The sequence below is a fragment of the Syntrophaceticus schinkii genome (assembly GCF_000946815.1).
Lineage (GTDB): Bacteria > Bacillota > DSM-12270 > Thermacetogeniales > Thermacetogeniaceae > Syntrophaceticus > Syntrophaceticus schinkii.
Map to the genome: position 1 here is coordinate 1 of NZ_CDRZ01000252.1, position 25,344 is coordinate 25,344.

The window sequence follows — 25,344 nt, forward strand, 5'->3', positions numbered from 1 at the left end:
TTCTGGCTCCCTGCACTCAGCCCGATTCCCGCCGCACATCACCGATCAAGGGGTGTTTGGTCTTTGAGTTTCCAGCAGTTTCTCATCGAAGATATACTCCCAGTTTTGCTGCGTTCTGGACAAGCCCTTCCTTTTCGATGACATCCAGTGTGGCCAAACCCGCGGTCATAGAGACCGGGTTCCCTCCCAAAGTAGAAGCACCTGGGCGGGTGTAACGGTCGGCAATCTCTGGAAGGGCTGTGAAAACACCGATAGGAACCCCATTTCCTAAGGCTTTGGCCATGGTCATGATATCAGGTTCCACATCCCAATTTTCGATGGCAAACCACTTGCCGGTGCGCCCGAAGCCGCTCTGAACCTCATCAACGATGAGCAGTGCGCCGTATTCATCCAAAATCTCCTTTAAGCGTGGGAAGTATTCCGGCGGTGGGGTGACGATCCCCGCATTGCCCTGGATCGGTTCGATGATCAAGGCCGCTACTTCTCCAGAGGTAGAGGTTTCGATCACCTGACGAACCTGTTCAGCACAGGCTATATCACAGGCCGGATAGCTTAAGTTTAATGGACAGCGGTAGCAGTAAGCGTTCGGTACAAAGGAGATTCCTCCCGCTGGGTTTGAATCAGTGCGCCAGAAGCGCAGGCCGGTCAGACTCATGGTCAGATAAGTGCGCCCGCACAACCCATCCTGTAGGCCTAAAAGCTCACTCCTGCCTGTGGCGATTTTGGCCAGCAGGAGAGCACCTTCATTGGCTTCTGTGCCGCTGTTGCAGAAAAAACTCTTCTGCAGCCTGCCCGGGGTGATCTCAGCCAGTTTCTCCGCCAGTTCCAGCATCGGCTGGGTGAGGTAGATGTTGCAAACATGCTGTAAAGTCTTCACCTGCCGGCAGATGTGTTCGGTGATCTCCGGGTGGCAGTGGCCGGCATTGATCACTGAGACACCCGCAAAGAAGTCAAGGTATTTCCTACCGGTGCTGTCAAAGAGATACTGCCCTTCACCTTTTACCATCTGTACAGGTTCCTGGTAGAAGTGATAAAGGCACGGTATAATGTATTCCTTTTTCTTTTTGACTATTTCTTCTGGCCCCCAATATTTTTCCGTCATTTTACACTCTCCTTCACATATTGTTGATTCCATTGCGGAAACCCTGTTTTGACATTTGGTAACCTAACCGCTATGGTCGGTGGTTATAGGTTAAGCTGCTCACAAATGTGGTGGTACCTTGAACAAAAAATGACTTTTTGCAGTGGAATCAGTCTTTAACTTTCACACCTGTTGTATAAGGCCCTGTACCAAAGGGTCCTTTATTGATCTGCAGCAACTGCTGCCAGCTGGATTCAGGAAATGTGTAATCAGCGGGATCAGCCCAGAGATGATCGATTTCCTGGCGATAAAGCCTGGTCACAGTCTTGACCTCAGCTGCCTTATATAAGGGGATTTCCAGACGGAGTCCCGCAAACCCTGCACCATAAAAAGAAATCAGATAAGGCAGCAAGGCCAATTCATTTGCCATGTAAATATGATTCCTGCAAGTATGGTCAACCTCCAGGGTATGCACCTGCCCCACGGTATCCTTTAACCCATACAATCTTGTTCGGCAGACACCACTGCAGGGCTGATGTTTTGTGGTTCCTTCCAGGACAGCTGCGGGAAGGCAGTGATCCGATATCATACTGGGAAGGCTGCCGTGAACCACTGCTTCTACCGGGAGTTCTTGACCAGGCATAGCCAGAACATCTTCACAGCAGAACTCCAGGGGAGCGGTGACCTGTACTACCTGGTAGTCCTTGAGTAAACCCGCTGCCTGCTGGTTAGCGATGTTGCAGGAGTAGTCGGCATAAAGGGGGAGATCTGTGAGTTTGGCTGCAGCATACACTGTTCCCAGATTGGTGACGAGGATGCCATCCACATCCATTTCCTTGATTCTTTCTAAAAAGTAGAGTGTCCTGTCCATTTCCCAGGGCATGACGATGCGCGGCAGTCCGGCAACAAACTGACTGCCCGACTCCCTGGCTCTATCCAGAAGTTCCGGAAAATCAGAGATTTCCCAGGGCTTGTCCTGAGATATAAAGGACTCGCCGCTGGTATAAACGAGATCAGCACCGCTTTCCAGTGCAGCCAGTGCCGCGGTTTTGCTGCCCACCTTTACAGAAAGGAACGGTTTATCGGTATTTTTAACATAAGACGGTGAAGGCAGTGGGGAATGTGTTAAGTCCTCAGTGGTTATTACAGGCTCTTTCACCGCCTGGCTGAAGAACCGCGGTTCCCGTTCACCTGTATAGCCTACAGAAGCAGCTCCCGGGTTGCCGAAGCTGTACAGAGGGCTGAGGTCGCGCACCCTTATCTCCTGGAACTTTTCGTACTCCTTCCAGTCGAAGGTATAGCCTGCTGGGTTTTCATAAAACTTGTCCAGTTTCCGCCGGTAAAAGCCAACAAGAGGCTCAAGGTGTTCTGCCAAACGCATCCGTCCCTCAATCTTGAGGGAACAGATCCCGGATCCGATCACCTCGGGTAAAAAGGGGAGCAGGCTGATGTCTTTTACCGCCATAAAATAGGGACCAGGAACCTGGACAGGGATCACCTCATCGGTTTGGCGGTCCACCAGTTCGAAAGCCCAGCGGCAGGGTTTCATGCAGCGGCCGCGGTTGCTGCTTTTGCCGAAGAGCATTCCGCTGTGGTAGCACTGACTGCTCTGGGCAAAGCACATGTCACCATGGGTGAAGTATTCCAGTTCCAGGGATGTTTTGCTGTGTATCAGCTTAATATCATCCAGTGTCAGCTCCCGGCCGAGAATCACTCTGGTGATCCCCAGTTCCTCCAACAGCTGTAGACCCTCCAGGTTGTGGGCGTTCATCATCACACTGGAGTGGAGGGGCACAGTCAACCCCATTTCTTTAGCAAGCTTTACAACCCCTAGGTCTTGGACGATGATCCCATCTACCGCAATCTCCTCAAGAAAAGAAAGGTAGCCAGGGAGCTCCGCTGTTTCCTTACCTGTGAGCAGGTTGTTCACAGTTACATAGATCTTGACTCCTTTTTCATGGCAGTATATTGCTGCCTCTTGGAGCTCTTCATCGGTAAGGTTGAAATCCTTCCGGTGCAGGCGCATATTGAATTTTTTTCCGCCCAGGTAGACGGCATCTGCTCCTGCTCTGATCACTGTCTCCAATACATCCCATTTTCCTACAGGTGCCAGGAGTTCTACCCGGGGCGGTTCGTGCATTTTTGACATTAATTTTCTTCTCCCATCTTATGATTCCAACTGTGTAAGCCCTGTTTTTTTGTTAGCAGAGATGAATGGTGGTTATATGTTAAGTTGCTCATTATATGTAGTGGTACTTCGAACGAAAATTGACTATTTGCCAGTGGAATCATCTTTTTATATTGGAATAAACACATCAAGGATAGTAAAGGCCAACAGGGCAACACCAATAATCTGGTTTACTGTATAGGCAGCTGTGGTTACCTGTTTCAGGTCATCGGGTTTTACCATCAGATGCTCCCAGCAGAGCAGTCCCGCTGCCACAGCCACACCCAGGTAATAAAAAACACCGGGTATGGCGTGGGGTAAGGCAGAAAAGAGCGGAACCATCAGCAAGAAAAAGATTACAGCCAGGTGCAGCGTCTTGGCGATCTTTAAAGCAATAGGAACCCCGAACTTGGCGGGAACCGCATACAACCCTGCTTTTCTATCGAATTCCACATCCTGAGTGGCATAAATGATATCAAACCCTGCCACCCAGCACATCACCGCAAGACTCAAAAGCATGGGTGGAAAGGCAAATTCTCCGGTAACCGCCAGCCAGCCGGCGGTAGGAGCGATACCACAGCAAAAGCCCAGCACCAGGTGGCAGAACCAGGTAAATCTCTTGGTATAAGAATAGATCACTAGAAGAAAAAGGGCCACCGGGGCAAGTTTCAGGCAAAGGGGGTTTAGCTGCCAGGAAGCCAGCATAAGCAGGGCAAAGCCAATGATGCTGAGAGCAAGAACCTCTCCTCCGGAAACAAGCCCACGAGGCAGGTGCCTGTGGGCAGTCCTGGGGTTAGAGGCATCAAAGCGGGCATCGATCAACCGGTTCAATGCATTGGCTGCATTGCGTGCCCCCACAAGTGCCACAATCACCCAGAAAAAAGTTCGCGCCTCAGGGATTCCATTGGCAGCCAGCAGCATCCCCATCAATCCGAAGGGTAGGGCAAAAAGGCTGTGGCTGAACATTACCAGGTCCGCGTATAATTTGAGCCTGGCAAGACCGTTTTGAATTTTGGATTCGATCACTGCTATCGTAATTCGCCCCTTAAAAAAGCTTATATCATGAAAATTCGCTGTAGAGCACGTTTTTCCTCCTTCGGGGTTCAATCTCACCGGACCCCAATGGCGATCATAAAACAAACCAGCTGTGTTCCTGCTTTTCTGATAAGAAAAATACAGTTTTTTAGTATAAAATAGGAACCTTCTCCACACATTATAAATGTTTAACAATTCCTGCATTAATAGGGGGTTATTTTGATGGATCTACGAAGACCGCAGTATCGTTTGGCTGCTGCTGTTGCCGTCATCCTTGCGCTGGTCTGTATTGCATATTTTGTCGAGCGCCAGGAGGAACCTGATGCAGCACCCATTGCCTATTCCAGTGAAAGTGTTGCTGATGCCAGCCCGGAAGGCATCTCAGACAATGTGGATCTGTTGTCCCGTGTTATTCATGGTGAAGCTGGGGATGAACCATATCTGGGCAAAGTGGGGGTCGGTGCTGTCCTCATGAACAGGATGCGCAGCAGCTCATTTCCCAACAGCCTCTCCGGTGTAATCTTCGAGCCCTATGCCTTTGAGTCTGTGTCCAATGGCCTCATCTGGCAGCGTACGCCATCAGAGGAGTCGGTGCGTGCAGCATCAGAGGCGTTGAATGGGTTTGATCCCACCTATGGGGCACTGTTTTTCTGGAACCCAAGCAAACCGGTGGGTCCCTGGATCTGGACACGGCAGATCATCACACAGATCGGGCAACATGTATTTGCAATATAGGAGGGAAAAAATGAAAAATCGATACAATGCGGCTATTATCACATTTGCTGTTCTTTTCGGGGTTGCAGCCCTGTGGGGTGTATTCCAGGCAAAAGAGCGCCGCGTAGCGGAAACCCAATTGGAAAACAAGTACAACAGGGCGTTTTATGAATCTATGCAGCGCAGCAAGAATGTCGAGGCCCTGCTCTCCAAAGGGCTGGCCAGTGGTTCTCCCAGCAACATCGACAACCTTTTTGCGGATCTTTGGTACAATGCAAGTGCGGCCCAAGAGAACCTGCACCAACTTCCCTTGTCACATCAGGTGGTGGCCCAGACATCGAAGTATTTGACCCAGGTTGGAGATTATGCCTATGCCATTACCAAGCGGGAACAGGGAACTAAGTTCACTGAGCGTGATCGCACCATAATGCGTGATCTCTACGGGAAGGCAAAGACTCTTAACAGAGAAATGGGTGTTGTACAACGACAGGCAGCTACAGGGACTTTTCATTGGGGTGAAGTCAAGGCGAAACTTGATACGAGGCTTACCAAGGGTTCGCTTTCCGGCGCTGACAGGTCCTTTCAGCGGATAGACAGCCAGATGCAGGAGATCCCTGTTCTAATTTATGATGGCCCTTTTTCTGACCATCTGGATCGGGCAAAACCACTTGGGGTTACCGGTAAAGCTGTCACCGCAGAGCAGGCCCAAAAAGTTGCCCGCAGTTTTATTGATTTTAAAGGAACGAAGATTTCCGATGTAAAGAGTGCTAAGGCTGTCCGTGGTAAGATACCTGCTTACAGTTTCGAGTTTCGAACCGGAAACAAACCAACTGATGTAATCACAATCAATGTCACCAAAACCGGAGGGCATGTGGTTTATTATACTAACCCACGCACGGTTGGTGAGGCCAAGATCTCCGATTCCAAGGCCAGTTCACTTGCTGAAGACTTCTTGAAGTCAAGGGGTATTAAAAACATGGTGCCCACCTATACCATGAAAACAAACAACACTTTCACAATTTCCTTTGCCTACAAGCAGGGAGATGTGGTCATATACCCGGACCTGATCAAGGTGTTGGTAGCCATGGATAACGGGCAGGTCCTGACCTATGATGCATTGGGCTTCCTGATGTCTCATCACAAGAGAGATCTTCCCAAAGCCAAGATCAGTATGGATGAGGCGCGCAAGAAGCTGAACCCGGAACTCAAAGTAAAAGCAGAGCGGATGGCCGTCATTCCCACGGCAGGTAAGCATGAGGTGCTGACCTATGAATTCAAGGCAGAGATGAAGGGAGACACCTTCCTGGTTTACATAAATGCCCTGAATGGAAATGAAGAGCGCATTTTCAAACTGCTCAAGACATCCTATGGTACGCTGGTGCTGTAGCGTGACGCGGAAAGTGCCCGCCACGGGGAGCCCGCCACGGGGACGGTTCCCGCGTCTCATTTAGCGGGAGTGGTGACAGGGGACGGGAGCGACCAAGCCAGGTCGTGACACTTAGTGGGTGGGAATCCCACCGGCAAGGTTTAGCCAACGGGTTACACGCCGCGGGGACGGTTCCTATGGCAGGTCAAAAGGCAAGTGTTCCCAGGTTACTGCCACCTGGGAACACTTGGTTATAGGTGCTGTTATTGGTGCTTCTTTCATAATTACTTAATGTGAAAGACTACAGTAACATTGGCATCTACCTCAAGTTCACCGGGTTGGATCGGGTAGCTATTTTATAGAATTCGCCACTTTTTTCAGTTCTTCTAAAGAAATATTACTTGTAAGCCTCAACAGGTAATGCTGGCCTTCCTTCTCCGCAAAAAAGGATACCTCTTCAGTGTCGATGGCAGGTTCTTTATCTGCTGCCCGTGTGCCGTAACTATTCCTGGAGATCTCCAGGTTTATATAGGCGCCTGTTTGATGGTTGTGATAAGTATAGACGACTGATTCTTCAGACTCTTCCCCGGTTGGACTGCCCGATACAGAGGCACCTTCCTGGATAAAACCAGGGGGTAAATAGCCGGGTGTAAAATCAGGGATTGGTGAGAAGAGGGCTTTGGATCCTACATGATTCTCAAGTGTATGCTGCTTCTCAAGTGTATCCTGCTGGTCAGGGTAGCCGCTATCTGTCATGTTGTCATGTTGGATGTAAGGCTCTGGCGCACCCATTCTTTCCTGCTTTGAAATGGGGAAAAGGCCGGTGGAATACACCCCATAGACAACAAAGACTAACAGTGCTGCTGCGATGACCGGTGTGATCCAGGGCTTTTTCATGATATTGGTAGACCATGTTCGTGATTCTTGTTTGCGGCTTGTGGGGCTTGTGGATAGTTTGGCCATAACCCTTTTAGTGAACCCCGAGGTCAACTCCGGCACCGGGAAACCGCCGCGGATCACTTCCGCTTCCTGTTCTCTTGACTGAAGCAGTGCCCTACATTGGGAACACCGGCGTAGATGCTGTGTACAGCGTTCCCTTGTCAAAGGGTCAAGTTCTTGATCGATATAGAGATCCAGGAGCCCTTCTATTTCCCTGCAGGTGAGCATTTTTCCACCTCCTGGTTTTGCTCAAACATCTGGCGCAGCTTCTTGCGGGCGCGGCATAAACGGACTTCTATAGTATTGCGTTTTGTCTGCATTATGTAAGCTATTTCGTCATAGCTGAAATCCTTGTAATAGTGAAGAATAACCACAAGCTGGTCGAGAGGTTTTAGTTTTTTTTATGTAATCGGCAACCTCTTGTTTTATCTCATTTTCTTCCAACGATGCAACCGGGTCCACAGCATTTATGTCTGCGACTTGGAAGGAGACCTGCTCCCAGGGTAGAAATCGGCGTCTTTTAAGTTGGCGGAGTCTGCTCAGGGCCAGGTTGCCGGCGATCCGGCAGATCCAGGGTGCAAAGGGCCGCCCTTGATCAAACTTGTCAAGGTTATGGTAGCACTTAATAAAGCTCTCCTGAGCAATATCTTCGGCCTCTTCTTGATTTCTCAAAAGGCGGAAGACCACCCCGAAGACCGCCTGCTGGTAGCGAATCACAATCTCCTCAAAGGCATCCAGATCACCTGCCAGTGTTCGCTGCACCAGTTCCTGATCGGTTATCTCTTCCTTCACATATTTCGCCTCTTCCGGAATTGGCTCTATATTAACTACGCTGGAGCCTCACAGAACTTACATCTAATTTGTTTATTTAAGTCACCCCTGTTGGGGGCAGGCTGGAATCGCCTGATTATTCAGGTATTTCCAGGTGACTGTCATCTACCGATTGATACTAAGTGACTGTTACCCCTTAAAGGGGTCAATGTTAATTATTCCCCTTTGTTTCCGATAACACCTGCAACAGTTCTTCTCCGGGGCAGGCTTGCTTTGTTGTTTTTATTGAGATGGCTGGAAAGAGATTACCTGATAAGTGGATCAGAAAAACCGTCCCCGTGATCCAAAAAAAACAGCGGAATAATCCGCTGTGAAAAAAAGGGGAATGAATTGTATGATGCCTTATCGGTTAACCGCTTGTACTGAAGGCCTCCTTAAACAGCTGCTTTGTATAAAGGTGCTCCGGCTTTTCAAAGATATCGCTGGAACTGCCCTTTTCCACGATCTCACCTTCATGCATTACATAAACCTTATCGGAAACCTTGCGAGCCAGGTGCAGTTCGTGGGTGATGTAGAGCATGGCAAAGCCGAACTTGTTTTGGAGTCCTTTCAATTCACGCAGGATATTAGCCTGATTGGAGGGGTCGAGCATAGAGGTGATTTCATCGGCGATTACCAAATTTGGTTTGGTGACCAGGGCTCTGGCAATGGCCACCCGCTGCCTCTGGCCGCCGCTCAAGCTGTAGCAGTAGCGCTGTAAAAAATCCAGGGTCATGGGAAGTCGTACTGCCTGCAGTGCTCTGCATGCTGCCTCATTCCGCTCCTCTGTGCTTTTCCATTTTATGATATCCAGGGGTTCTTTGACCACATCCAGTACCTGCATTCTGTGGCTGGTGGCTGAAAAGGGATCCTGAAAGATGATCTGCATACCCCCGATCATCCTGGTGGCCCAGTGGTTTTCCACCTTTTTCCCCCGAAAAAAAACACTGCCCTCATCAGCAGGGAGAACCCCTACCAGGGTATGAGCCAGGGTTGACTTGCCCGAACCAGACTCACCAACCAGGGCGACCACCTCACCGCTCCTGATCTCCAGGTCGGCACCCCTTACTGCTTCAATAACCTTTTGACCGACCCTGTAGCTTCTTTTTATGCCTTCTGCCTTGAGGAAGGTTTCAATCCCTCCCTTGTGGCAGGCCACCTGGCGCTCCAGTGCGACATAGCGCAGTTCCGGCCTGGATTCCTCACAGCTTTCCGATGACTGGCAGCAGCGGGGTTTAAAGGGGCAGCCCTGTGGCGGACTGCCTTCCCCCGGCGGTTCTCCGCTGATACCCCAGAGATCCTTGTATTTGAAGAACTGGGGTGAGGAATTAAGCAGCCCTCTGGTGTAACAGTGCATGGGGTTTTTCAGCACATCAGATGTTCTGCCGTACTCTACCACCTGTCCAGAGTACATGGTCATCACCAGGGAGGTGAGCTGGGAAACAAAAGCCACATCATGTGAGATCAAGATCATAGCAAAGCCCAACTGTTTTTGCAGGTTTTGCAAAAGTTGAAAAATCTCATTTTTGCTGGCTGCATCCAAAGCTGTAGTGGGTTCATCGACGATCAATAACTCAGGTTCACAGATCAGAGCCATGGCCAGCAGCACGCGTTGCCTCATTCCACCGGAGAGTTGGTGGGGGTAAGCGGTTCGCCAGTCGGGGTCCAGGCCGACCATATTTAAAACATTGATAATTCGTTGGTCGCTTTCTTCAGCTGTTAATTGTTCATGAGTCCAGATAGGTTCTCCGATCTGTTCGGCAATTGTAAGCACAGGATTGAGTACTTCAAGGGAGTTCTGAAAGACAAGAGCTATTTTATTCCAACGGCGTTTTCTGATTTCTTGTTCAGGCAAATCAAGTAGATTTACACCCTCAAAAAAAAATTTCCCCCTCAGTGCGCACATCTTTAAGCAGCCTCATAATGGATAAAGCCAGAGTAGATTTTCCACACCCCGATTCCCCGATTATCCCCAAACTCCTCCCCTTGTTTAACTTGTAGAGAGATATCGGAAACCGCTGTAACCGGTGGGTTTGCAGCCATGTAAGTAACTGACAGGTTTCTAATGTGAAGCAAGGGTTTTTCCGCACTCATCATAGATCTCCTCTTAAGCTTTTTTTAAGATTTTCCTAGGCGGGGGTCAGCAAGGCGCTCCAGATCGCGGCTGATAAAAGCCAGGGAAACAACCATTAAAGTCAAGAACAGCCAGGGGAAAAACAGCCACCACTTCCAGAAGTCGGTGTAATATATCCCCCTGAAACTGGTAGCGTGGTGGATGATCAATCCCCAGCTTTTTGAAGTGGGATCCCCTAATCCCAAAAAGGAAAGCCCGGCTTCGGCAACGATCGCCCTCCCGGTGAGCCTGATCATATTGACTGCCAGCAGGGGAAACACCTCCGGGAGAAAATGTTTCCATAAAAGATACCAGGGACTGGCACCGTAAATTTCCGCTGCTTTGATATAGCTTTGTTCTTTAAGCATCAGCACCTGTGACCTCACGATCCGCGCAGGAGAAACCCAGGAGAAGAGCGCCAGCACCATGATGATATTAAACAGGCTGGGTCCAAAAAATGCCGCCATTACAATCATCACCGGCAGGTCAGGCAGAACGATCATGATATCGACCAACCGCATCATCACCTTATCCACCCAACCACCGATGTATCCTGCAACTATTCCTGCTGTTCCTCCGACGAAACCGGCCAATAGAGCTGTGCTAATTCCTACCAGCAGGCTGACTCTTGCACCGTGGCAAATTTGTGCCCAGAGATCGACACCCAGTTCATCAGTACCCAAAAAGTGTGGCCATGACGGTGGTATGAGGGGTGGCCCTGAAGAAACACGATGCGGGTGGATAGAAATCCAGGGGGCCAGCAAGGCCATTAGAAAAATCAAACCTAACAGTGCAAGCCCTATTTTCCCGGAAGGGGAAAAACTATTTATCAAACCGGTAGTTTTCATTCGTGCCCTTTGAACCCAGGATGGGTTTTTATTGGTAATTACATCAAGCTTAGACAGGGAAACATCTTGTGCATCAAACTGAATGCTTTTCTTGCTCATTTTTGTGCCACCCCTAATTGGGCGACACGCGGGTCGAGTTTGCCGTATACCAGGTCTGCGGTGAAGTTAGCTATCAAAACAAAGATTGTTACTACAAGAAAAATGCCCTGGATCAACGGATAATCATGATACATTACCGACTGCCGCATGAGGAGTCCTAGACCAGGATAGGCAAAAACGTTTTCTACCAGGATGGCTCCTCCCACCATGCCGCCGATGCTTAAAAATATACGTGTCACAATGGGAAGCAGAGCATTCTTTAGAGCATGGCGGTAGATGATCCGCTTTTTTTGAAGCCCTTTTGCTTGAGCTGTGCGGATATAATCTTTCGCCAGTACAGTAGTCATGCTGTTTCTTGATAAAAGGTACATACCACCCAGACGAGCGATGACCAGAGCAGTGACGGGAAGGAATGCGTGGTGCAATATATCATATGCCTTGTCCCACCAGTGCCGGTAGTCGGCAAAATGAGTCATTGCGCCTGATAGGGGAAACAGTCCTAACCCCGCAGCCAAGGTAAAGAGCAGTACCAGGCCGAGTAAAAAGGCCGGGATTTCTGAGATGGTGATCATCAAAGTATATAGGGATTTATCTACCCATTTTTCCCGATACCATGCAGAAATACACCCCAGGGCTACCCCGATCAGTGTGCTGAAAAGCACCGCTGCGAGCACAAGAAAAATTGTCCAGACCAGCCGGTTTAGTATAATACTGCTCACAGGTGCATTATAGTAGAGGCTGAATCCCAGGTTTCCTCGGCAAAGCTCTGACAAGTAAGAAAAGTACTGGCTGACCACAGGTTTGTTTAACCCGTAAAATTCCAGGTAGTATTCCCTTTGTTCCTCAGAATAGGGGACCACCAGATCTCCTGTGTTTTCCCCAGAGAGAAAAAGAAAGGGGTCCCCGGGCATAGCCCGGGGCAGTAAAAAGTTGAGGGTGACAACGACCAATATTGTTAAAAGGTATTCACCCAGTTTAGCGCCCCTCAAACCTTTCAAAACAGATCAAACCCCCTCTGGATAAACAACTTACATTAACTTCTAACCATCTGTCTTAGTTTCTTTCCAAATAAGACAGCTTGCTGTGTTCTAAGGAGTGGTGGTCGAACATGAACATCCAGCCATCATACTTTGCCGGTTTGTATACGGTATAACCTGTAGTGTAGTAAATAGGGATTTCTGGGACATCTTCAGCCAGCAGCTCTTGTGCTTTGAAAATTTGCTTCTTCCGCTCATTTTCATCAATGGTTTCAAACTGTTTTTCTAAAAGCTCGCTTAGCTCGGGGTTGCTGTATCCCTTAAACCTCATCAGGTTAGGTGAGATACCTCCACCGGCCTTTTTTTCAGAGCTGAAGCGTTCACGTAAATAATCGGCGTCATTACCCCAACCCCCGTGTCCCGTGATCGCTAGCTGGTACTTGTTATCCTGGACCCGGGCATCCCTGGTTTTTCCGTCAACACTCTGCACGGTGACTTCGATACCCACCTTACCCAAGTGTTCCTTGATTATTTCTGCTAACCTCACTTCACCGCCCACGAGCAGGTTAAAGGAAAGCTTCTCACCTTTGCTATTGACGCGTACTCCATTTTCCAATTTGTCATAGCCCAATTTTACCAGCAGTTCTTCGGCTTGTTTGGGATTATGGTCGTACTGTTTAGCCTTGGAATTATACATGACATGGTCCGGGGGTAGGATACCGGCACATCCTGGTACACCTGCACCACGCTGCACTTTATCGATCATGTTTTGTTTATCCATGGCATAGCAAAAAGCTTGCCGCAGTTCTTTTTCTTGGAAAACCGCAGTTTCACCCATGTTGAATAACATGCGGTATCCCCAAAATGCCGGGGCTTTGACGATTTTGCAATCGGGATCCTTTTCAAAACGCTGCAGTACATCGGGAGTAACCCCGGTCATATCTACTTCTCCTTGCTCAAAAGCCAGGATTCCCTCGCTGACCGGTATGAACTCGATTACTTTGACCCTCTGCTTGGGCCCCAGTAGTCTTTGAATGCCTCCAGGCGGTAGGTTCCATGTTCTTTGCTGTAGTCTGTAAGCACGTAGGGGCCACAGCCGATCACAGCTTCCTTATCTAGGAATTCCTTTGGGTTGTCTACCTTTTCCCAAATATGCTTGGGAATAATCCGTGATGTTCCGAGATTGCTGAGCATGACAGCACTGGGCTTCTTCACAGTAACCATAACCTGCCGGTCCCCAACTTCCTCTACTTTCTCTATGTCTTTTTCGGAAATTGTGGAGGAAACCATCGGGTGTTTAATGGCATATTCAAAGGAAAATTTTACATCCTCAGCAGTTAATGGTTCACCATCATGCCATTTCACACCGTCTCTGATTGTAAACAGATACTGTTTTCCGTTCTCTTTGATCTCGTATTTTTCAGCAAGCCAGTTAATATAACCTTTTTCATCCCTTTCCAACAGGCTGTCAAAAATCAAGCGCATTTTAAAGATCCCCGGCCCCCTTGGGTAATGTGCATAGGGGGTCAGATAACCATAGTCCCCACCCGCCAGTTTAATCACATCAGCGGTTTTCTTTCCCTCGGTCTTACTGGTTTCTTTTGCCTTATCGCTCTTGCAGCCGTAAAGAAGGCCGCAGGAGAAAGTCAGCAAGACTAGCAGTGAAATGACCAAAGTGAGTGATCGTTTTTTTGGCATTATGCCACCTCCTATAATTACTAATTAGCTGGCAGATAATCCGCCACATCATCATTACCTCATTACGGTATTATTAATCCGCTACATCATCATTAATCCGCCACACCATCATTCCCGAGCAGCCGTTGACCTCCTGGCGAAAGATACCGTTTTCGGCATGCTTTAACACATAGTCTTCTATTTCTTTTTTGGCCCCGGCAGATATATCCATATAGCTTTCGAAAAATTTCAGGATGTTTTCTGTTGCCTCCTCTATCGTGTGTTCGTGTTGCCATTGCTGCTTAGTAAATCGCAAATTGGGCCGGTAGCCCATGGAATATAGCAGTCCAAAGGGATAAATTACATCACTGGGGCTGTCCCCCATATCCTCATTGTAAAATAGCTGCCAGAGTTCACGGTAGGCCTCGCCCCAGCGGCGCCCGGAAAAACCGCTTAGATAACAGTAACCCCTTGAGGCCTTGATCATTTTATCCAGTGTTTCCGGGTCCTGTACCCCGGGTGTCATCGATGCGAAAACCAAATCAAACTGTCCGAAACCCTCTTTTTCAACATCAACATCCTGCCAGGTGCGCTGCATGATCTTGATGTTCTCCAGTTGCTCCGCAGCTGCCCTTTCCTGGAGGATTTTGACCATTTCTGATGCCGGCTCCAGGGCAGTGACCTGACTGGCGATACGGGCCATAGGGATGGCAAAATTGCCTGGTCCTGCCCCTATATCGAGTACCTTAAATCCTTCTTGAAGAGCGCCTTCTTGTTCTAGAAAATCGAGCACTCTTTGTCGCCTTTTCTGCCCCCCATCTTTTGTGGCAAATTTAGCAAACTCTTTGGCTCGGCGGTTCCACATTTCAATCATCTCTGTTTCTGTACGGCGGCGTCTCTTTCTCATCGGTGAGCGGTGCTGCGCCTCTTCCCAAAGATTGATCCAAAATTCAGAGCTTCCCGCAGGGAATAACTGCAAATCTATCTCCCTCCTCTTTACATAACAGTGAACTGGATCTAATCACCACCTCCAATTGAAAAGGAAAAAGCCATGAAACCTAATCCTTACCTTCAGGTGGGAAAAGGGACTTCATGGCCCTGTTAAAGGTCATATATGGTTTTTGCTTTTCCTTTCAGATGTACTGCTTTTTCAGCCAGTTAAAATCAACTCAGTAAAAAGGAACCTTCATGGTTCAGCATAATTATTTCGACATTAACACCTAATCTCCTGCTGCACCAATAGACATGAGAATATTTCTCATCTATTAGTAAAGAGGGTTCAGACTTAAATTATTCCCTTTTGTTCCCTTAACATCAGCAAAAACCCGCAAAAAAATCAAGAAAACCGTACCAGTTTGGTGGTTGGTGGTAGGTGGTTAGTCGTTGGAAAAAGTGATTGCTCTGCAGGCTGAAAATGGATCAGAAGAATGGATCAGAAGAACCGTCCCCCTGATCCACTGATCCATTATCCTGTTTCTATATCCAGGATGCGCCCTGTAGGGACATCTACTTTTGGGAGGGTGATTTCCAGGACACCGTTTTTAAATTTGGCTGTTGCTTCTTCTGGTTTGATCTGGGTGGGAAGGGGAATGGAGCGGGAGAATGTTCCGAAGCTGCGCTCTTTGACTTGAAAATCCCCTTCTGTGGTGTCCTTTTCCTCCTGAACTTTTCCACTTAGCTGGATAGTATTCTCCTGTACTGTGATTTTGACATTTTCAGGTGTGTAACCTGGTAGATCCGCCATGATCACATATTCTGCACCATTGTCAAGCAGGTCGATGGAGGGTTTCCACTCTCCCCAGCCTGAGATTGCAGGCAGCCGTCGTGTTAAGAGATCATCAAAAAAGCTGTTGATGGTTTCCCGCATGGGATTCATTTCCCTCCAGTAGTCTCGCCGCATGAGTGACATTGTACCATCCCTTTTTATGATTGTACTTATCTGCACTTATACAAATTATTGCCTAATTCAAGCCTTTTCATCAATAAATCCGGTGGCATTATATGTTAACAGTGGCAGAGGCTTTCAGGGGCAAGCAGGACACTCAACTTTGCCAAAATCTTCTGTTAACAGTGCCAGACAACCAGTGGTTGTATTATAATGATGTTGTTTGATGTTGTTGATAAAAAGAGGGTGAGACAGAGTGCGCCTTTTGGTAATCGCACTTATTATACTTCTGGGTTCTCTGTTTGGGATTATGCACTTTACGGAAGGTGCGCGGCTGTTGGCTACACTGCAGGCCGGTCTTTGGTATTGGGTTGTGGCAGCTGTTGTGGCACAGGTCCTGGTAATTGTTAACCGCGCCGGCGTGTATCATGCCCTTTATCGGTTTTTTGATGTGCCTGAAAGATTTAAAAGGCTGATTACTCTGGTTTTGGCGACATCTTTTGTGGGAATCATCGCCCCTGGGGGGATGCTTACCGGAACAGCGGTGATTATCCATGATGCTGTGCGCAAGGGAATATCTTTCGCCAGAGCGATTATGATCAATTATGTCTTTTTTATGCTTACCTATTTCGCTTTCTCCCTGGTGCTGGTTGTAGGGCTTGGTTATCTTCTGTGGTGTGGTAATCTAACTGTTTATAGTATCATTGCAGCACTGCTTCTGTTGGCCTTGATCAGTTTACAGGTAGGGCTGATTATCCTCGCTTTGCGCCGCCCGGAAATGCCACCGAAGATTGCGGCGAGCATCAGCAGGTGGCTTCAGCCCAAAGTGAAAAAATACTTTAAAAAAGAAATCGACCAGGAAAAGGCTGTATCCTTCGCCAAAGGTCTTGTGGAGAGTGTGCGCCTTGTGGCACAGTATCCCCGTGGCCTCAGCAGGGCGGTGGGGCATGCCCTTTGTATTGAGTTGTGTAATATTGCTACCCTCTGGTCGATATTTCAAGCATTTCACTATACACTCCCCCTGGGAAGGCTGCTTGCGGGTTACAGTGTCGGCATTCTTTTTGTAATCATATCGATCACCCCCTCTGGCATCGGGGTGGTGGAACCGGTGATGACCGCCGCTTTTGTCTCCCTGGGAGTGCCGCTGGAAACCGCTGCCCTGGGGATCTTCGTCTATCGAGGAATCAGCGTTTGGCTTCCCTTTATGATGGGTTTTGTGGGGCTCAGGTTGGTTAACAAAGAATGAGAGACTCCAGGTTCCAAATTCCAAGTTCCATAGAATACTGTGCTGTATCACCGGCCCGCCATTGCTGCAGATAGTAAGAAAGAAATAATATGGCGGGGGTGAATGACAGTTTCTGGTTGTACGGCTCCAGGGAAAGGCGAGAGAAGTGTAAAATACGAGATCGATATAGGCTTACAAAGGAAATACAGGGAAACATTGGTATGCCCGTATAGAAGGCTGTTTATAGGGAAGAGAACATGATCAGACTGCTTGACAATTATCGCAATTTATGAAAATCTATATCATAACAACTACATATCTGACACCTCGGGGCAGACACAAAGACGCGAATAATTGGGATGCGAACCAGTACATTTGTACTGGTTTTTTTCATCATATCAAATCTATAGGGGGGTAGTGCTGTGTTTTTGTAGGATCATTACCCGGATGATGCAGGATTTTTGTATCTGTAAGTCGTGCGCTGAATTGAAAGGGAAACGAATTCTTATCAGTAAGGGGGTGCCCAACCTTGATTATTACGGAAGTATCTTACAGTGAACCGGTTAGGGTTTTCGAATCTTTTCGGGAACGGCCGTACAGTTTCTTTCTGGACAGTGGGATGGATTCCGAGCGTCTGGGACGCTATTCACTGATGGGAAGTGATCCCTTTCTTGTTTTTAGATGCAAGGGAGGGGAAATGGCAGTTTTTGAAGGCGGCAGTTGGAGGGAACAGAAAGGCGATCCCTTCCGGATATTGCGAGAACTTATGAAAAGATTCCACATCACAGGCGACCTCCGCATTCCTGTAGCTGCTGGGGCTTTTGGATACTTTGCTTATGACCTGGGCCGGCAGATTGAAAATCTTCCGCAGATGGCAGTGGATGACCTGGGGCTGCCTGACTGTTACCTGGGTTTTTATGACCGGTTGGTAATCTGGGACAACCGTCATAATAAGATGTTCCTAACCTCTACAGGGCTGCCGGAACAGGGAGAGAGGGCTTTCTTGCGGGCCAGGCAGCGTCTGGATGAATTGGAGAATATCGTGTATAGTGGAATAGACGGCTCTGGCAAGGGTATATCCGGAGAGGATGCATCTGGAAAATGTGTAGTCAGAGAACAGCCGAAGATCTACGGGCACTTTACTTATGATTCTTACTGTGCAGCTGTACAGAGGGTAAAGGATTATATCAGAGCAGGTGATATTTTAGTGGCCAATCTCACTCAGCGCTTTTCTTGCAGGCTGCAGGAAAAGCCCTGGCAGCTATTTTTGCGCCTGCGTGAGATCAATCCGGCTCCCTTTGCTGCCTACCTTCATTATCCGGAACTGGATATAGCCAGCGCGTCTCCTGAGCGTTTTATTAAAATAAATGACTGTTACATCGAAACCAGGCCGATCAAGGGGACACGGCCCAGAGGAAGGGATCCCCTGGAAGATATGCGGCTGCGTACAGAACTATTACAAAGTGATAAAGACCATGCCGAGCTGGCCATGATCACCAATCTAGTACACAGAGAACTGGAGAGGGTGTGCAGCCGCGGGAGTGTGGAAGTACCGGAGTTGTTCTGCCTGGAAGAGTACCCGACAGTTTTTCATCTGGTATCAACAGTGCGGGGAGAGCTGGCACAGGATAAGGATGTCATCGATCTATTGTTGGCTGCCTTTCCAGGGGGTTCAATTACAGGAACCCCAAAAATCCGCTCGATGGATGTTATTGAAGAATTGGAACCTGTGAAAAGGGGGATTTACACGGGTTCCATCGGCTACCTGGGCTTTGATGGGAATGTCGATTTAAGTATTGTGATCAGGACCTTTATTATTAAGGATGGAACCGCTTACTTCCAGGTGGGAGGGGGTATTACCGACGGTTCTGAGCCTGATGCAGAGTACTGGGAGACTATAGACAAGGCACGCGCCCTTCTGGATGCATTGGGCTGTGATGGAGAGGTGAAAGTATGTCAGGTATTGCCTGGGTAAACGGTAAGTTTGTCGAGCCTGCAAAGCCTTCGCTGGGTGTACAGGAAAGGGGTTTTCTCTATGGAGACGGGTTATTTGAAACAATGCGCCTGCGGAGTGGCCAACCCCTTTACTGGAAGGAGCACCTGGCACGGCTTCGTAACGGGTGTGCTGTATTGGGTATTTCCTTCCCTCATGAAGAGATATGCACTGGGGTTCGGGAGGTCTCTGCACTGCTGGAAACCGGTGTCCTGCGGCTGACAGTAACCAGGGGGGAATCTTCGGGTAGAGGGCTGCTTCCTCCGTGCGACAGCACAGCGACTGTTGTGGTAACCGGGTATACAGGGGAGCCATACCCTGAAGAATCTTATGAAAGGGGGTTCAAGGCCTGTCTGATCAGTTTTCCCCGCAGCCACCTTTCACCACTTGTACAGCTGAAATCTCTCAACTGTTTAGAAAATGTCCTGGGAAGGGTGGAAACTTCTATCGCAGGAGCAGATGAGGGCATTTTCTGCAACTACATGGGGGAGATCGCTGAGGGTACGACCAGCAATGTCTTTCTTGTTATTAATGGAAAACTGGTGACACCACATCCTGAATGTGGTCTGCTGCCTGGGATCATGCGCGCTCAGGTCCTGGCACTGGCTGAAAGCTTGGGGGTTACTGCTTTCCAGGGAAAGGTTTACCCACAGGATTTCCGCAGGGCGGAGGAATCCTTTTTGACGAACTCCCTGGCTGGGGGTGATGCCGTTGGTTTCATTCAATGGGAAGCCTGTAGGGAAAGGCGGCCCCGGTCCGTTATCACAGATGCTGCGCCAGGAGCTGCAAAAGATATAATATTATCCATGCTGGCAGGAAATTAATATCTATAAGAAGAAATTACCGAAAAGAGATCATAGAATTGTCGGGAACATCCGGCAATTGAAACCAGGTATAGCCATCCATCAAGTATGCGATTTCCTGCAAACAATAAACCCAAACAACCCACAAGGCAGTGAACTACGGACAGCAGCAGACCATATCAGGTTGTTTTTTGAGGGATGGGTTGCCTGAGCAGTGGGGAGTTGCACAACTTTGATCCTTTACACAGTACGGCATCTGCTGATTTTGCGCCTGCTGATGTGTTACCAATTCCAATCTGCAGCAGTGATACATAACCTGCTTTTTCTGGTGAGTGCTGCCAGCAGTGAGGAGCAGACTCTTGCATTTTACGATTTTGTAAGAAGGCGAACAGGTGCTTATAGCAGCAGTCTACAGCGGATCCTCGATGATTTGAAAACAGAGAAGCTTATTGAAGAAACGAAGAATTGTCTGCAGATAACTGATAAGGGCAGGTATATCTATACTCAATTTGGAGCATCCTTAAAGACTTTTTCATCCTTTTGGGATTTATGTTTTGGCCTTATGGAGCGCTACCAGGGGGATTCAGAACAGATTAAGCAGAGGGTTTTTCATGATATCACTTTTCGCAGAGCAAAGATCGGAGAGCGTATTTTCGATTACTGCAAGTTTTAACTTAAGAAGAGGAGGCGGCTGCTTTTGAGATCCAATGGGCGTATATTAGCGGTAGATATTGGAGCAGGAACCCAGGATATTCTCCTGTATGAGGATGGGATACCTGTAGAAAACTGTGTCAAGCTGGTGATCCCTTCTGCGACAAGCATGGTGGCCGGAAAGATCGCCAGGGCTACAGCTGCAGGTAAGGATATCTTTTTGGCCGGGCATCTGATGGGGGGCGGGTCATCTGTGAAAGCTATGAAAAACCACCTTGCTGCAGGTCTGCACGTTTATGCTACCTCCGCTGCTGCTAAAACAGTGAGGGATGATCCGCGTGAGGTGGAGTCGATGGGGGTGGAGATCGTAGATGGACTTCCCAATAATGACTGCGAGAAAATTGAGCTTCGTGACATGGATTTGGATAGGTTAGGTAAGGCATTATCTTTTTTTGATGTTTCTCTACCTGATGTGGTCGCAGTAGCAGTGCAGGACCATGGAGAAATCATCGGCAGGAGCAACCGGAAGTTCCGTTTTGAGCACTGGGAAAGATTCCTAAAAAGTGAGGGGCGCCTGAGTGACCTGATTTATAGAGATAATGTTCCTTCATATTTGACGAGGATGCTGGCAGTGCAGGAGGATGTCCCGGGGGCATTTGTGATGGACACAGGTGCAGCTGCAATAAGGGGTGCCCTGCTGGATCCTGTTGTGGGCAGCCGCCAGGAGGATGGTGTTTTGGTGGTCAATGTGGGTAACCAGCATACACTGGCAGCTCTTTTAAAGGGAGAGCGCGATCTGGGGGATCTTTGAACACCATACCGGTTCATTGACACGTGATAAACTCGATGATTACCTGCACCGCTTTGTACGGGGTGAGGTGACCAATGAAGAGGTCTACAATGATTGGGGGCACGGTTGTGCCATCCTTCCCGATGCCCCGCCAGCAGAGTGTTTTGATTTTATAGCCATTACAGGCCCCCAGCGCCACAAGGCAGAAGATTTAGGCTATTTCGCCGTCCCCTACGGTGACATGATGCTCAGCGGAAGCTTCGGCCTCGTAGCAGCAGTCAAGGAATACCAATAATTTTCCAACGACTTACGATTAACCACCAACCACTATTTGGAGGTGTTTCTTTTGAGCTCTGATACTTTATGGGATCTTCTTATCGTAGGATCAGGCCCTGCTGGGTTGGGGGCTGCGGTAAATGGCCGCATCAGGCAGAAAAGCGTCCTTATCCTGGGTTTGGAAGGGGGTTCGGAGCGGCTCATCAAGGCCCCTGAGATTAAAAATTACCTGGGGTTTCCGGAAATCTCCGGAAAAGAATTGATGAAGAAATTCCGTGACCATGCCGTAGGGATGGGCGCTGTGCTGGAGGCGGGACGAGTGGAAACTATCTATCCCGGGGACGGCTATTCAGGGGATGAATTTACAGTAATGACTCGCGACAACCGGCTTTACAGCTCGCGAGCGGTTATTTTAGCAACAGGAATCCAGCAGGCGCGACTTCTCTCTGGCGAAAAAGAACTGCTGGGGCGCGGCCTGGGATACTGTGCCACCTGTGATGGCCCTATCTATCGAGGGAAGGAAGTGGCTGTGATCGGGGAAACACCGGAGGCAGAAGAGGAAGTGAATTTCCTGGCAGAAATCTGCAGCAAGGTGCATTACTTCCCCTCCTACAGGGGAGAAATAAAGTTCGACTCAAAAGTAGAGGTGCACAAGATTAAACCCCTGGGCATATTGGGTGATCAGCGGGTGGAAGGGATAGCCCTGCCCGACGGAAAGCTCCCGGTAGCAGGGGTTTTTATCATCAGAGAAGTTGCCCCGACCGAGCAGTTAATCCCCGGGCTACAGATTACAGAAGGTTCCATCGTTGTCAACAGAATGATGGAGACAAACATTGCGGGGGTTTTTGCAGCAGGGGACTGCACAGGCAAGCCCTACCAGATCGGAAAGGCTGTTGGAGAGGGGCTTACCGCTGCTCTCAGCGCTGTACGCTATCTGGACAGAAAGGCTTAATAAGGGGGAAGTGCTACACCAATCACACCCTGGCTGTATATTTTTTTCTTCAATGATAATGTGGCTTCTTCCAGCAGGATTACATCTACCCGGAAAGGGCTGGCTATCTTTTCGGCAGCCGTAAAAATATCACCCACAACTTTTACCGTTGATGCTTTTTTTGATCCGGCGCTCCGCATGTCATTAACTGGTTATCAAGAATTAATAAAATAAATGAATAAAACCGAAAATATTTAAAACAAAACGCGAATATACCTCTAGATACCATTAATGGATGTAAAAAGGATGAAAAATAACAATAAAACCTTTGAAATGCCCTGCATCACAACAGTAAGCCCGGGGGCTGTCCCAGTAATCACCACACTCTGTCGCACAGCAAAGATCGGTGAAATGGTTAACCAGATGGTCCAATGGGATCAAGATAAATCCAAAATCTCACCGGGGTTGCTCATAGAAAGTTTGATCGTCTGCATCTTCTGCGGCCGTAAACCCCTCTGGAGAGTGGAAGAATTCTGGTCAAAGCTGGACATAAAACTACTCTTTGACGGTGTAGATGTCACTGTAGACCAGCTCAATGACGACGCCTACGGCCGTGCCCTGGATAAACTGTCCGAAATAGTTTATGGGAACCGACCAGGAAGAGGGGGACCCTTTGCTTCAATGGCAAATAACATCCATTAATGGCGAATTAATATAAATATAGCAGGACAAAGGAATTGTTTTGTTGAATTAAATACCAAAGATTAAAGGTTCAGCTATACCCGGCAGCGACAAACACGAATTGTACTCCTCTGAGGAAACCCTTAATAACAGTATTGATCCACCAATTGAAGAAAAGCTGCAGCTGGGGTCTGACCATCGAAGAGGGGATCAACATGAGACCGCTTAAAATTGCGGCAGCAGACGATGAGAGAGGGGTATTGTTGCTGCTCAAATCTATCCTCAGTAAAATGGATGGCATTCAACTGGTGGGAGTGTCGGAAAACGCAGCGACTGCTATCGAACTGGTCAAGAGTCAAAAACCGGATTTAGCCCTGCTGGATATTGAACTGCCTGACATGAAAGGCATCGAGTTGGCGGAAAAACTGCGCCTGATAAAACCCGATCTATATATCGATATTCATTACCGCTCATGAAGACTATTCTCTCGACGCCTTTCGAGTGTACGCCTATGACTATATCCTAAAGCCGATCGATCAGAGACGGGTAAAGACTACGGTTGCGCGCATCCGTCAGGCAATGCAAGTTTCGAATGAGGCTTTCGGCGGTTCTCCTTCCCGGACTCAGAACGCCAGGATAGCTGTAAATCAGGGTAACGAGATGATATTCGTAAGCTGCGATGATATTTATTATCTAGAAAAGCAGGGGCGCTTTGTCCAGATTCATACCAGGAATCAAAAGATAACAATCCGGGAAACCCTCAAGACTTTTGAAGAGCGGCTGAAAACAGGTTTTTTTTCGCTCACACAAGTCTTATCTGATCAACATCAGGCAGATTGATCGAGTGGTCAATTGCTCAAGATCTTCCTACTATGAGGTTTATTTTAAGAACTACGGTGAACAGGCTTTGCTTAGTCGTGATCGTCTTAATGATCTCAATGACCTTATGGATCAGTTTGCACGATGACCGCGGATCTTCTTTTTTTTCTGCATCTCCGTTTTGGGATATCTTTTCTTGTATTACATGCTGTTTTCCCTGGCGGGGAAAAAAGAACCCCCTTTCTTCCTCCTCTTGCTCTCTTTACTGACCTCGCTTTTTTTCTACGGCATCCGCCTCCTGCCTCTATATTTCGGAGTCCATTTCTTTTTACAGATGTGCTGCGCAACGTATTTGCCGTAGTACACCTATTTTTACTGGCTGTTCTGGCCTATCTTACCGGCAGGAGAGGTTGGCGGCTGCGAGCGGTCTGTCCTGGGGCGTATCATTTATCCTTGCCTTGCTGGCAGGGCTGTTTTTTCATATAACATGAAAGAAATCGTTTTCTCCCCTTTTAGCTGGGCGCTCTGCTGAGTGTAAAGCAGAGGGAGGCTGATGACCGCGGTATAGACTTTCACTGGCAGGTGGACATAGAAGCAGGCGTATGTCCGCTATCGCCGGAGGAGCTGACCCAGATAACAGGCAATCTATTGGACAACGCCCTGGAAGCAGCCATCCCTTCAGGGAGGGTAGATCTGTCGATAAAAACCAGCAAGCTAGGGTTGCAGATAAAGGCATCCAATACGTGTGTGCCCCTTCCGCCAAGCGATCAGAACAAAATATATGCCGCCGGCTACACTACAAAGAAGGAGCACAGCGGTCTGGGGTTATACATCATCAAGCAGATTGCAGACAGAAATGGCGGGCAGCTGGAGTTGAGAGAAGCGAAAGAATATTCAGGTGTGGAGTTTGTAATTCATATTCCCTGGAAGTGTTAATCCTAATCTGTAGATATAAAAGATATAACCAGCCCTCTTTTTTATAGGGGGCTGATTTCTTTATGCACAAAAATCGACGGTTAAGACACGAAAACTAACGGTTCATGACGCGATTTCGACGTGTTGCGCACGGCAAATTCATGTAGGAAGTAAATGGGTGTAAAAGTTGCTGGACAATCAACCAACTATGAATTAAGCTATAGCTCAGAAGTATATGTGGAGGGGATACTGATGAGCGAAAGCTTATATCAAGGGAAGTTTTTTGATTATTTTAGCGGATTGAACGATAGTAGAATGGAAGGGAAGATATGGCATCGATTAACCGATATCTTATTCATCGTGACCTGCGGAATTATTTGCGGCTACGATGAGTTTGAGCTTATCCATGTATGGGCTAAAGCACCGGATACGCAGAAATGGCTGAAGAAATATATTGCGTTGCCTAACGGAATTCCCTCATTGTCGACCCTTAAAAGAGGGTTTAGTGTGATTCGGCCCGAGGAGTTCTCAACGCGGTTCATCTCGTGG

Annotated in this window: 30 protein-coding genes; 15 read left to right on the top strand and 15 right to left on the bottom strand. The window is 48.3% G+C overall.

Going from position 1 to position 25,344, the window contains the following annotated elements; all coding sequences use genetic code 11:
- Positions 1 to 82: 82 nt before the first annotated feature.
- From SSCH_RS11175 to SSCH_RS11185, 3 genes are all read right to left on the bottom strand, one after another.
- Entirely contained in the window at positions 83 to 1,102 is a 1,020-nt protein-coding gene (locus tag SSCH_RS11175; RefSeq protein WP_052835589.1) for an aspartate aminotransferase family protein, read from the bottom strand.
- A 148-nt stretch (positions 1,103 to 1,250) separates the two neighbouring features.
- Positions 1,251 to 3,230, bottom strand: coding sequence for a peptidase U32 family protein (locus SSCH_RS11180; RefSeq protein WP_052835590.1), 1,980 nt, complete (start codon positions 3,228 to 3,230; stop codon positions 1,251 to 1,253).
- A 147-nt stretch (positions 3,231 to 3,377) separates the two neighbouring features.
- Entirely contained in the window at positions 3,378 to 4,274 is an 897-nt protein-coding gene (locus SSCH_RS11185; RefSeq protein ID WP_232294378.1) for a UbiA-like polyprenyltransferase, read from the bottom strand.
- A 231-nt stretch (positions 4,275 to 4,505) separates the two neighbouring features.
- Between SSCH_RS11185 and SSCH_RS11190 the strand changes: the two genes are divergently transcribed.
- Positions 4,506 to 5,018: a cell wall hydrolase gene (locus tag SSCH_RS11190; protein ID WP_044665535.1), complete on the top strand. Its 513-nt coding sequence runs from the start codon at positions 4,506 to 4,508 to the stop codon at positions 5,016 to 5,018.
- 10 nt (positions 5,019 to 5,028) lie between these two features.
- Positions 5,029 to 6,384, top strand: a complete 1,356-nt coding sequence (gene ypeB, locus SSCH_RS11195) for a germination protein YpeB (RefSeq protein WP_044665536.1) — start codon at positions 5,029 to 5,031, stop codon at positions 6,382 to 6,384.
- A gap of 330 nt (positions 6,385 to 6,714) precedes the next feature.
- On the opposite strand, the gene SSCH_RS11200 is transcribed toward ypeB, so the two are convergent.
- The 11 genes from SSCH_RS11200 to SSCH_RS11235 form a co-directional block, all read right to left on the bottom strand.
- Entirely contained in the window at positions 6,715 to 7,530 is an 816-nt protein-coding gene (locus SSCH_RS11200) for a zf-HC2 domain-containing protein (protein ID WP_044665537.1), read from the bottom strand.
- Positions 7,509 to 7,676, bottom strand: a complete 168-nt coding sequence (locus SSCH_RS17690; protein ID WP_084711123.1) for an RNA polymerase sigma factor — start codon at positions 7,674 to 7,676, stop codon at positions 7,509 to 7,511. Before SSCH_RS17690 ends, SSCH_RS11200 begins: the two co-directional genes overlap by 22 nt.
- Positions 7,639 to 8,094: an RNA polymerase sigma factor gene (locus SSCH_RS16850; RefSeq protein WP_052835591.1), complete on the bottom strand. Its 456-nt coding sequence runs from the start codon at positions 8,092 to 8,094 to the stop codon at positions 7,639 to 7,641. Before SSCH_RS16850 ends, SSCH_RS17690 begins: the two co-directional genes overlap by 38 nt.
- Before the next feature lie 388 nt (positions 8,095 to 8,482).
- A complete protein-coding gene (locus SSCH_RS11210) occupies positions 8,483 to 9,967 on the bottom strand; it encodes an ABC transporter ATP-binding protein (RefSeq protein ID WP_198142411.1) in 1,485 nt (494 codons plus the stop codon).
- Positions 9,968 to 9,986: 19 nt separating this feature from the next.
- Complete coding sequence (locus SSCH_RS20390; protein ID WP_408645730.1) at positions 9,987 to 10,202, bottom strand: ATP-binding cassette domain-containing protein; 216 nt, start codon at positions 10,200 to 10,202, stop codon at positions 9,987 to 9,989.
- Positions 10,203 to 10,230: 28 nt separating this feature from the next.
- Positions 10,231 to 11,172: an ABC transporter permease gene (locus SSCH_RS11215; RefSeq protein ID WP_198142413.1), complete on the bottom strand. Its 942-nt coding sequence runs from the start codon at positions 11,170 to 11,172 to the stop codon at positions 10,231 to 10,233.
- Positions 11,169 to 12,170: an ABC transporter permease gene (locus tag SSCH_RS11220; protein ID WP_198142414.1), complete on the bottom strand. Its 1,002-nt coding sequence runs from the start codon at positions 12,168 to 12,170 to the stop codon at positions 11,169 to 11,171. The genes SSCH_RS11215 and SSCH_RS11220 overlap by 4 nt, the downstream gene beginning before the upstream one ends.
- Before the next feature lie 55 nt (positions 12,171 to 12,225).
- Positions 12,226 to 13,245, bottom strand: coding sequence for an ABC transporter substrate-binding protein (locus SSCH_RS21125; protein WP_198142417.1), 1,020 nt, complete (start codon positions 13,243 to 13,245; stop codon positions 12,226 to 12,228).
- Entirely contained in the window at positions 13,146 to 13,847 is a 702-nt protein-coding gene (locus tag SSCH_RS21130) for an ABC transporter substrate-binding protein (protein ID WP_198142415.1), read from the bottom strand. The genes SSCH_RS21125 and SSCH_RS21130 overlap by 100 nt, the downstream gene beginning before the upstream one ends.
- Before the next feature lie 73 nt (positions 13,848 to 13,920).
- Positions 13,921 to 14,805, bottom strand: a complete 885-nt coding sequence (locus SSCH_RS11230) for a class I SAM-dependent methyltransferase (protein WP_044665538.1) — start codon at positions 14,803 to 14,805, stop codon at positions 13,921 to 13,923.
- Between the two features lie 486 nt (positions 14,806 to 15,291).
- Positions 15,292 to 15,726, bottom strand: coding sequence for an Hsp20/alpha crystallin family protein (locus tag SSCH_RS11235; protein WP_232294381.1), 435 nt, complete (start codon positions 15,724 to 15,726; stop codon positions 15,292 to 15,294).
- A gap of 241 nt (positions 15,727 to 15,967) precedes the next feature.
- Here SSCH_RS11235 and SSCH_RS11240 point away from each other — a divergent pair, with 241 nt between their 5' ends.
- From SSCH_RS11240 to SSCH_RS11265, 7 genes are all read left to right on the top strand, one after another.
- Positions 15,968 to 16,957: a lysylphosphatidylglycerol synthase transmembrane domain-containing protein gene (locus SSCH_RS11240; protein WP_044665540.1), complete on the top strand. Its 990-nt coding sequence runs from the start codon at positions 15,968 to 15,970 to the stop codon at positions 16,955 to 16,957.
- A gap of 508 nt (positions 16,958 to 17,465) precedes the next feature.
- Positions 17,466 to 18,911, top strand: coding sequence for an aminodeoxychorismate synthase component I (gene pabB / locus SSCH_RS11245; RefSeq protein WP_044665541.1), 1,446 nt, complete (start codon positions 17,466 to 17,468; stop codon positions 18,909 to 18,911).
- Positions 18,890 to 19,753, top strand: a complete 864-nt coding sequence (locus SSCH_RS11250) for an aminotransferase class IV (RefSeq protein WP_052835592.1) — start codon at positions 18,890 to 18,892, stop codon at positions 19,751 to 19,753. Before pabB ends, SSCH_RS11250 begins: the two co-directional genes overlap by 22 nt.
- A gap of 211 nt (positions 19,754 to 19,964) precedes the next feature.
- The gene (locus tag SSCH_RS11255; RefSeq protein WP_044665542.1) at positions 19,965 to 20,405 is read left to right on the top strand and encodes a hypothetical protein; all 441 of its coding nucleotides are present in this window, start codon (positions 19,965 to 19,967) and stop codon (positions 20,403 to 20,405) included.
- Between the two features lie 24 nt (positions 20,406 to 20,429).
- Entirely contained in the window at positions 20,430 to 21,194 is a 765-nt protein-coding gene (locus SSCH_RS21135; protein ID WP_269746188.1) for a DUF1786 family protein, read from the top strand.
- Positions 21,195 to 21,210: 16 nt separating this feature from the next.
- A complete protein-coding gene (locus SSCH_RS21140; RefSeq protein WP_269746189.1) occupies positions 21,211 to 21,468 on the top strand; it encodes a DUF1786 family protein in 258 nt (85 codons plus the stop codon).
- Positions 21,469 to 21,519: 51 nt separating this feature from the next.
- Positions 21,520 to 22,401 carry an NAD(P)/FAD-dependent oxidoreductase gene (locus SSCH_RS11265; RefSeq protein ID WP_052835593.1) on the top strand — a complete coding sequence of 294 codons (882 nt, stop codon included), beginning with the start codon at positions 21,520 to 21,522 and terminating at the stop codon, positions 22,399 to 22,401.
- Here the strand turns inward: SSCH_RS11265 and SSCH_RS11270 are convergent.
- A complete protein-coding gene (locus SSCH_RS11270) occupies positions 22,398 to 22,538 on the bottom strand; it encodes a hypothetical protein (protein ID WP_156972254.1) in 141 nt (46 codons plus the stop codon). The two genes, SSCH_RS11265 and SSCH_RS11270, sit on opposite strands and share 4 nt — an antisense overlap.
- Positions 22,539 to 22,686: 148 nt before the next feature.
- Here SSCH_RS11270 and SSCH_RS11275 point away from each other — a divergent pair, with 148 nt between their 5' ends.
- From SSCH_RS11275 to SSCH_RS11295, 6 genes are all read left to right on the top strand, one after another.
- Positions 22,687 to 23,082, top strand: coding sequence for a DUF4277 domain-containing protein (locus SSCH_RS11275; RefSeq protein WP_044665545.1), 396 nt, complete (start codon positions 22,687 to 22,689; stop codon positions 23,080 to 23,082).
- A 134-nt stretch (positions 23,083 to 23,216) separates the two neighbouring features.
- Positions 23,217 to 23,537 (top strand): LytR/AlgR family response regulator transcription factor, encoded by a 321-nt coding sequence (locus SSCH_RS19415; protein ID WP_198142416.1) that lies wholly within the window; start codon positions 23,217 to 23,219, stop codon positions 23,535 to 23,537.
- Positions 23,538 to 23,640: 103 nt separating this feature from the next.
- A complete protein-coding gene (locus SSCH_RS19420) occupies positions 23,641 to 23,901 on the top strand; it encodes a LytR/AlgR family response regulator transcription factor (protein ID WP_044664224.1) in 261 nt (86 codons plus the stop codon).
- A 4-nt stretch (positions 23,902 to 23,905) separates the two neighbouring features.
- Positions 23,906 to 24,028, top strand: coding sequence for a hypothetical protein (locus SSCH_RS22015; RefSeq protein ID WP_408645732.1), 123 nt, complete (start codon positions 23,906 to 23,908; stop codon positions 24,026 to 24,028).
- 434 nt (positions 24,029 to 24,462) lie between these two features.
- Positions 24,463 to 24,816 carry a sensor histidine kinase gene (locus tag SSCH_RS11290; RefSeq protein WP_044665547.1) on the top strand — a complete coding sequence of 118 codons (354 nt, stop codon included), beginning with the start codon at positions 24,463 to 24,465 and terminating at the stop codon, positions 24,814 to 24,816.
- Positions 24,817 to 24,969: 153 nt separating this feature from the next.
- Positions 24,970 to 25,344: transposase family protein (locus tag SSCH_RS11295; protein WP_232294382.1), on the top strand; the 375-nt coding region annotated here is incomplete at its 3' end.

What these genes read in the sequence shown, in the direction of transcription:
- SSCH_RS11175 (WP_052835589.1), bottom strand. Translation starts at nt 1,102, where the DNA reads ATGACGGAAAAATATTGGGGGCCAGAAGAAATAGTCAAAAAGAAAAAG.
- SSCH_RS11180 (WP_052835590.1), bottom strand. Translation starts at nt 3,230, where the DNA reads ATGTCAAAAATGCACGAACCGCCCCGGGTAGAACTCCTGGCACCTGTA.
- SSCH_RS11190 (WP_044665535.1), top strand. Translation starts at nt 4,506, where the DNA reads ATGGATCTACGAAGACCGCAGTATCGTTTGGCTGCTGCTGTTGCCGTC.
- ypeB (WP_044665536.1), top strand. Translation starts at nt 5,029, where the DNA reads ATGAAAAATCGATACAATGCGGCTATTATCACATTTGCTGTTCTTTTC.
- SSCH_RS11200 (WP_044665537.1), bottom strand. Translation starts at nt 7,530, where the DNA reads ATGCTCACCTGCAGGGAAATAGAAGGGCTCCTGGATCTCTATATCGAT.
- SSCH_RS11215 (WP_198142413.1), bottom strand. Translation starts at nt 11,172, where the DNA reads ATGAGCAAGAAAAGCATTCAGTTTGATGCACAAGATGTTTCCCTGTCT.
- SSCH_RS21130 (WP_198142415.1), bottom strand. Translation starts at nt 13,847, where the DNA reads ATGCCAAAAAAACGATCACTCACTTTGGTCATTTCACTGCTAGTCTTG.
- SSCH_RS11235 (WP_232294381.1), bottom strand. Translation starts at nt 15,726, where the DNA reads ATGCGGCGAGACTACTGGAGGGAAATGAATCCCATGCGGGAAACCATC.
- SSCH_RS11250 (WP_052835592.1), top strand. Translation starts at nt 18,890, where the DNA reads ATGTCAGGTATTGCCTGGGTAAACGGTAAGTTTGTCGAGCCTGCAAAG.
- SSCH_RS11275 (WP_044665545.1), top strand. Translation starts at nt 22,687, where the DNA reads ATGAAAAATAACAATAAAACCTTTGAAATGCCCTGCATCACAACAGTA.
- SSCH_RS19420 (WP_044664224.1), top strand. Translation starts at nt 23,641, where the DNA reads ATGCAAGTTTCGAATGAGGCTTTCGGCGGTTCTCCTTCCCGGACTCAG.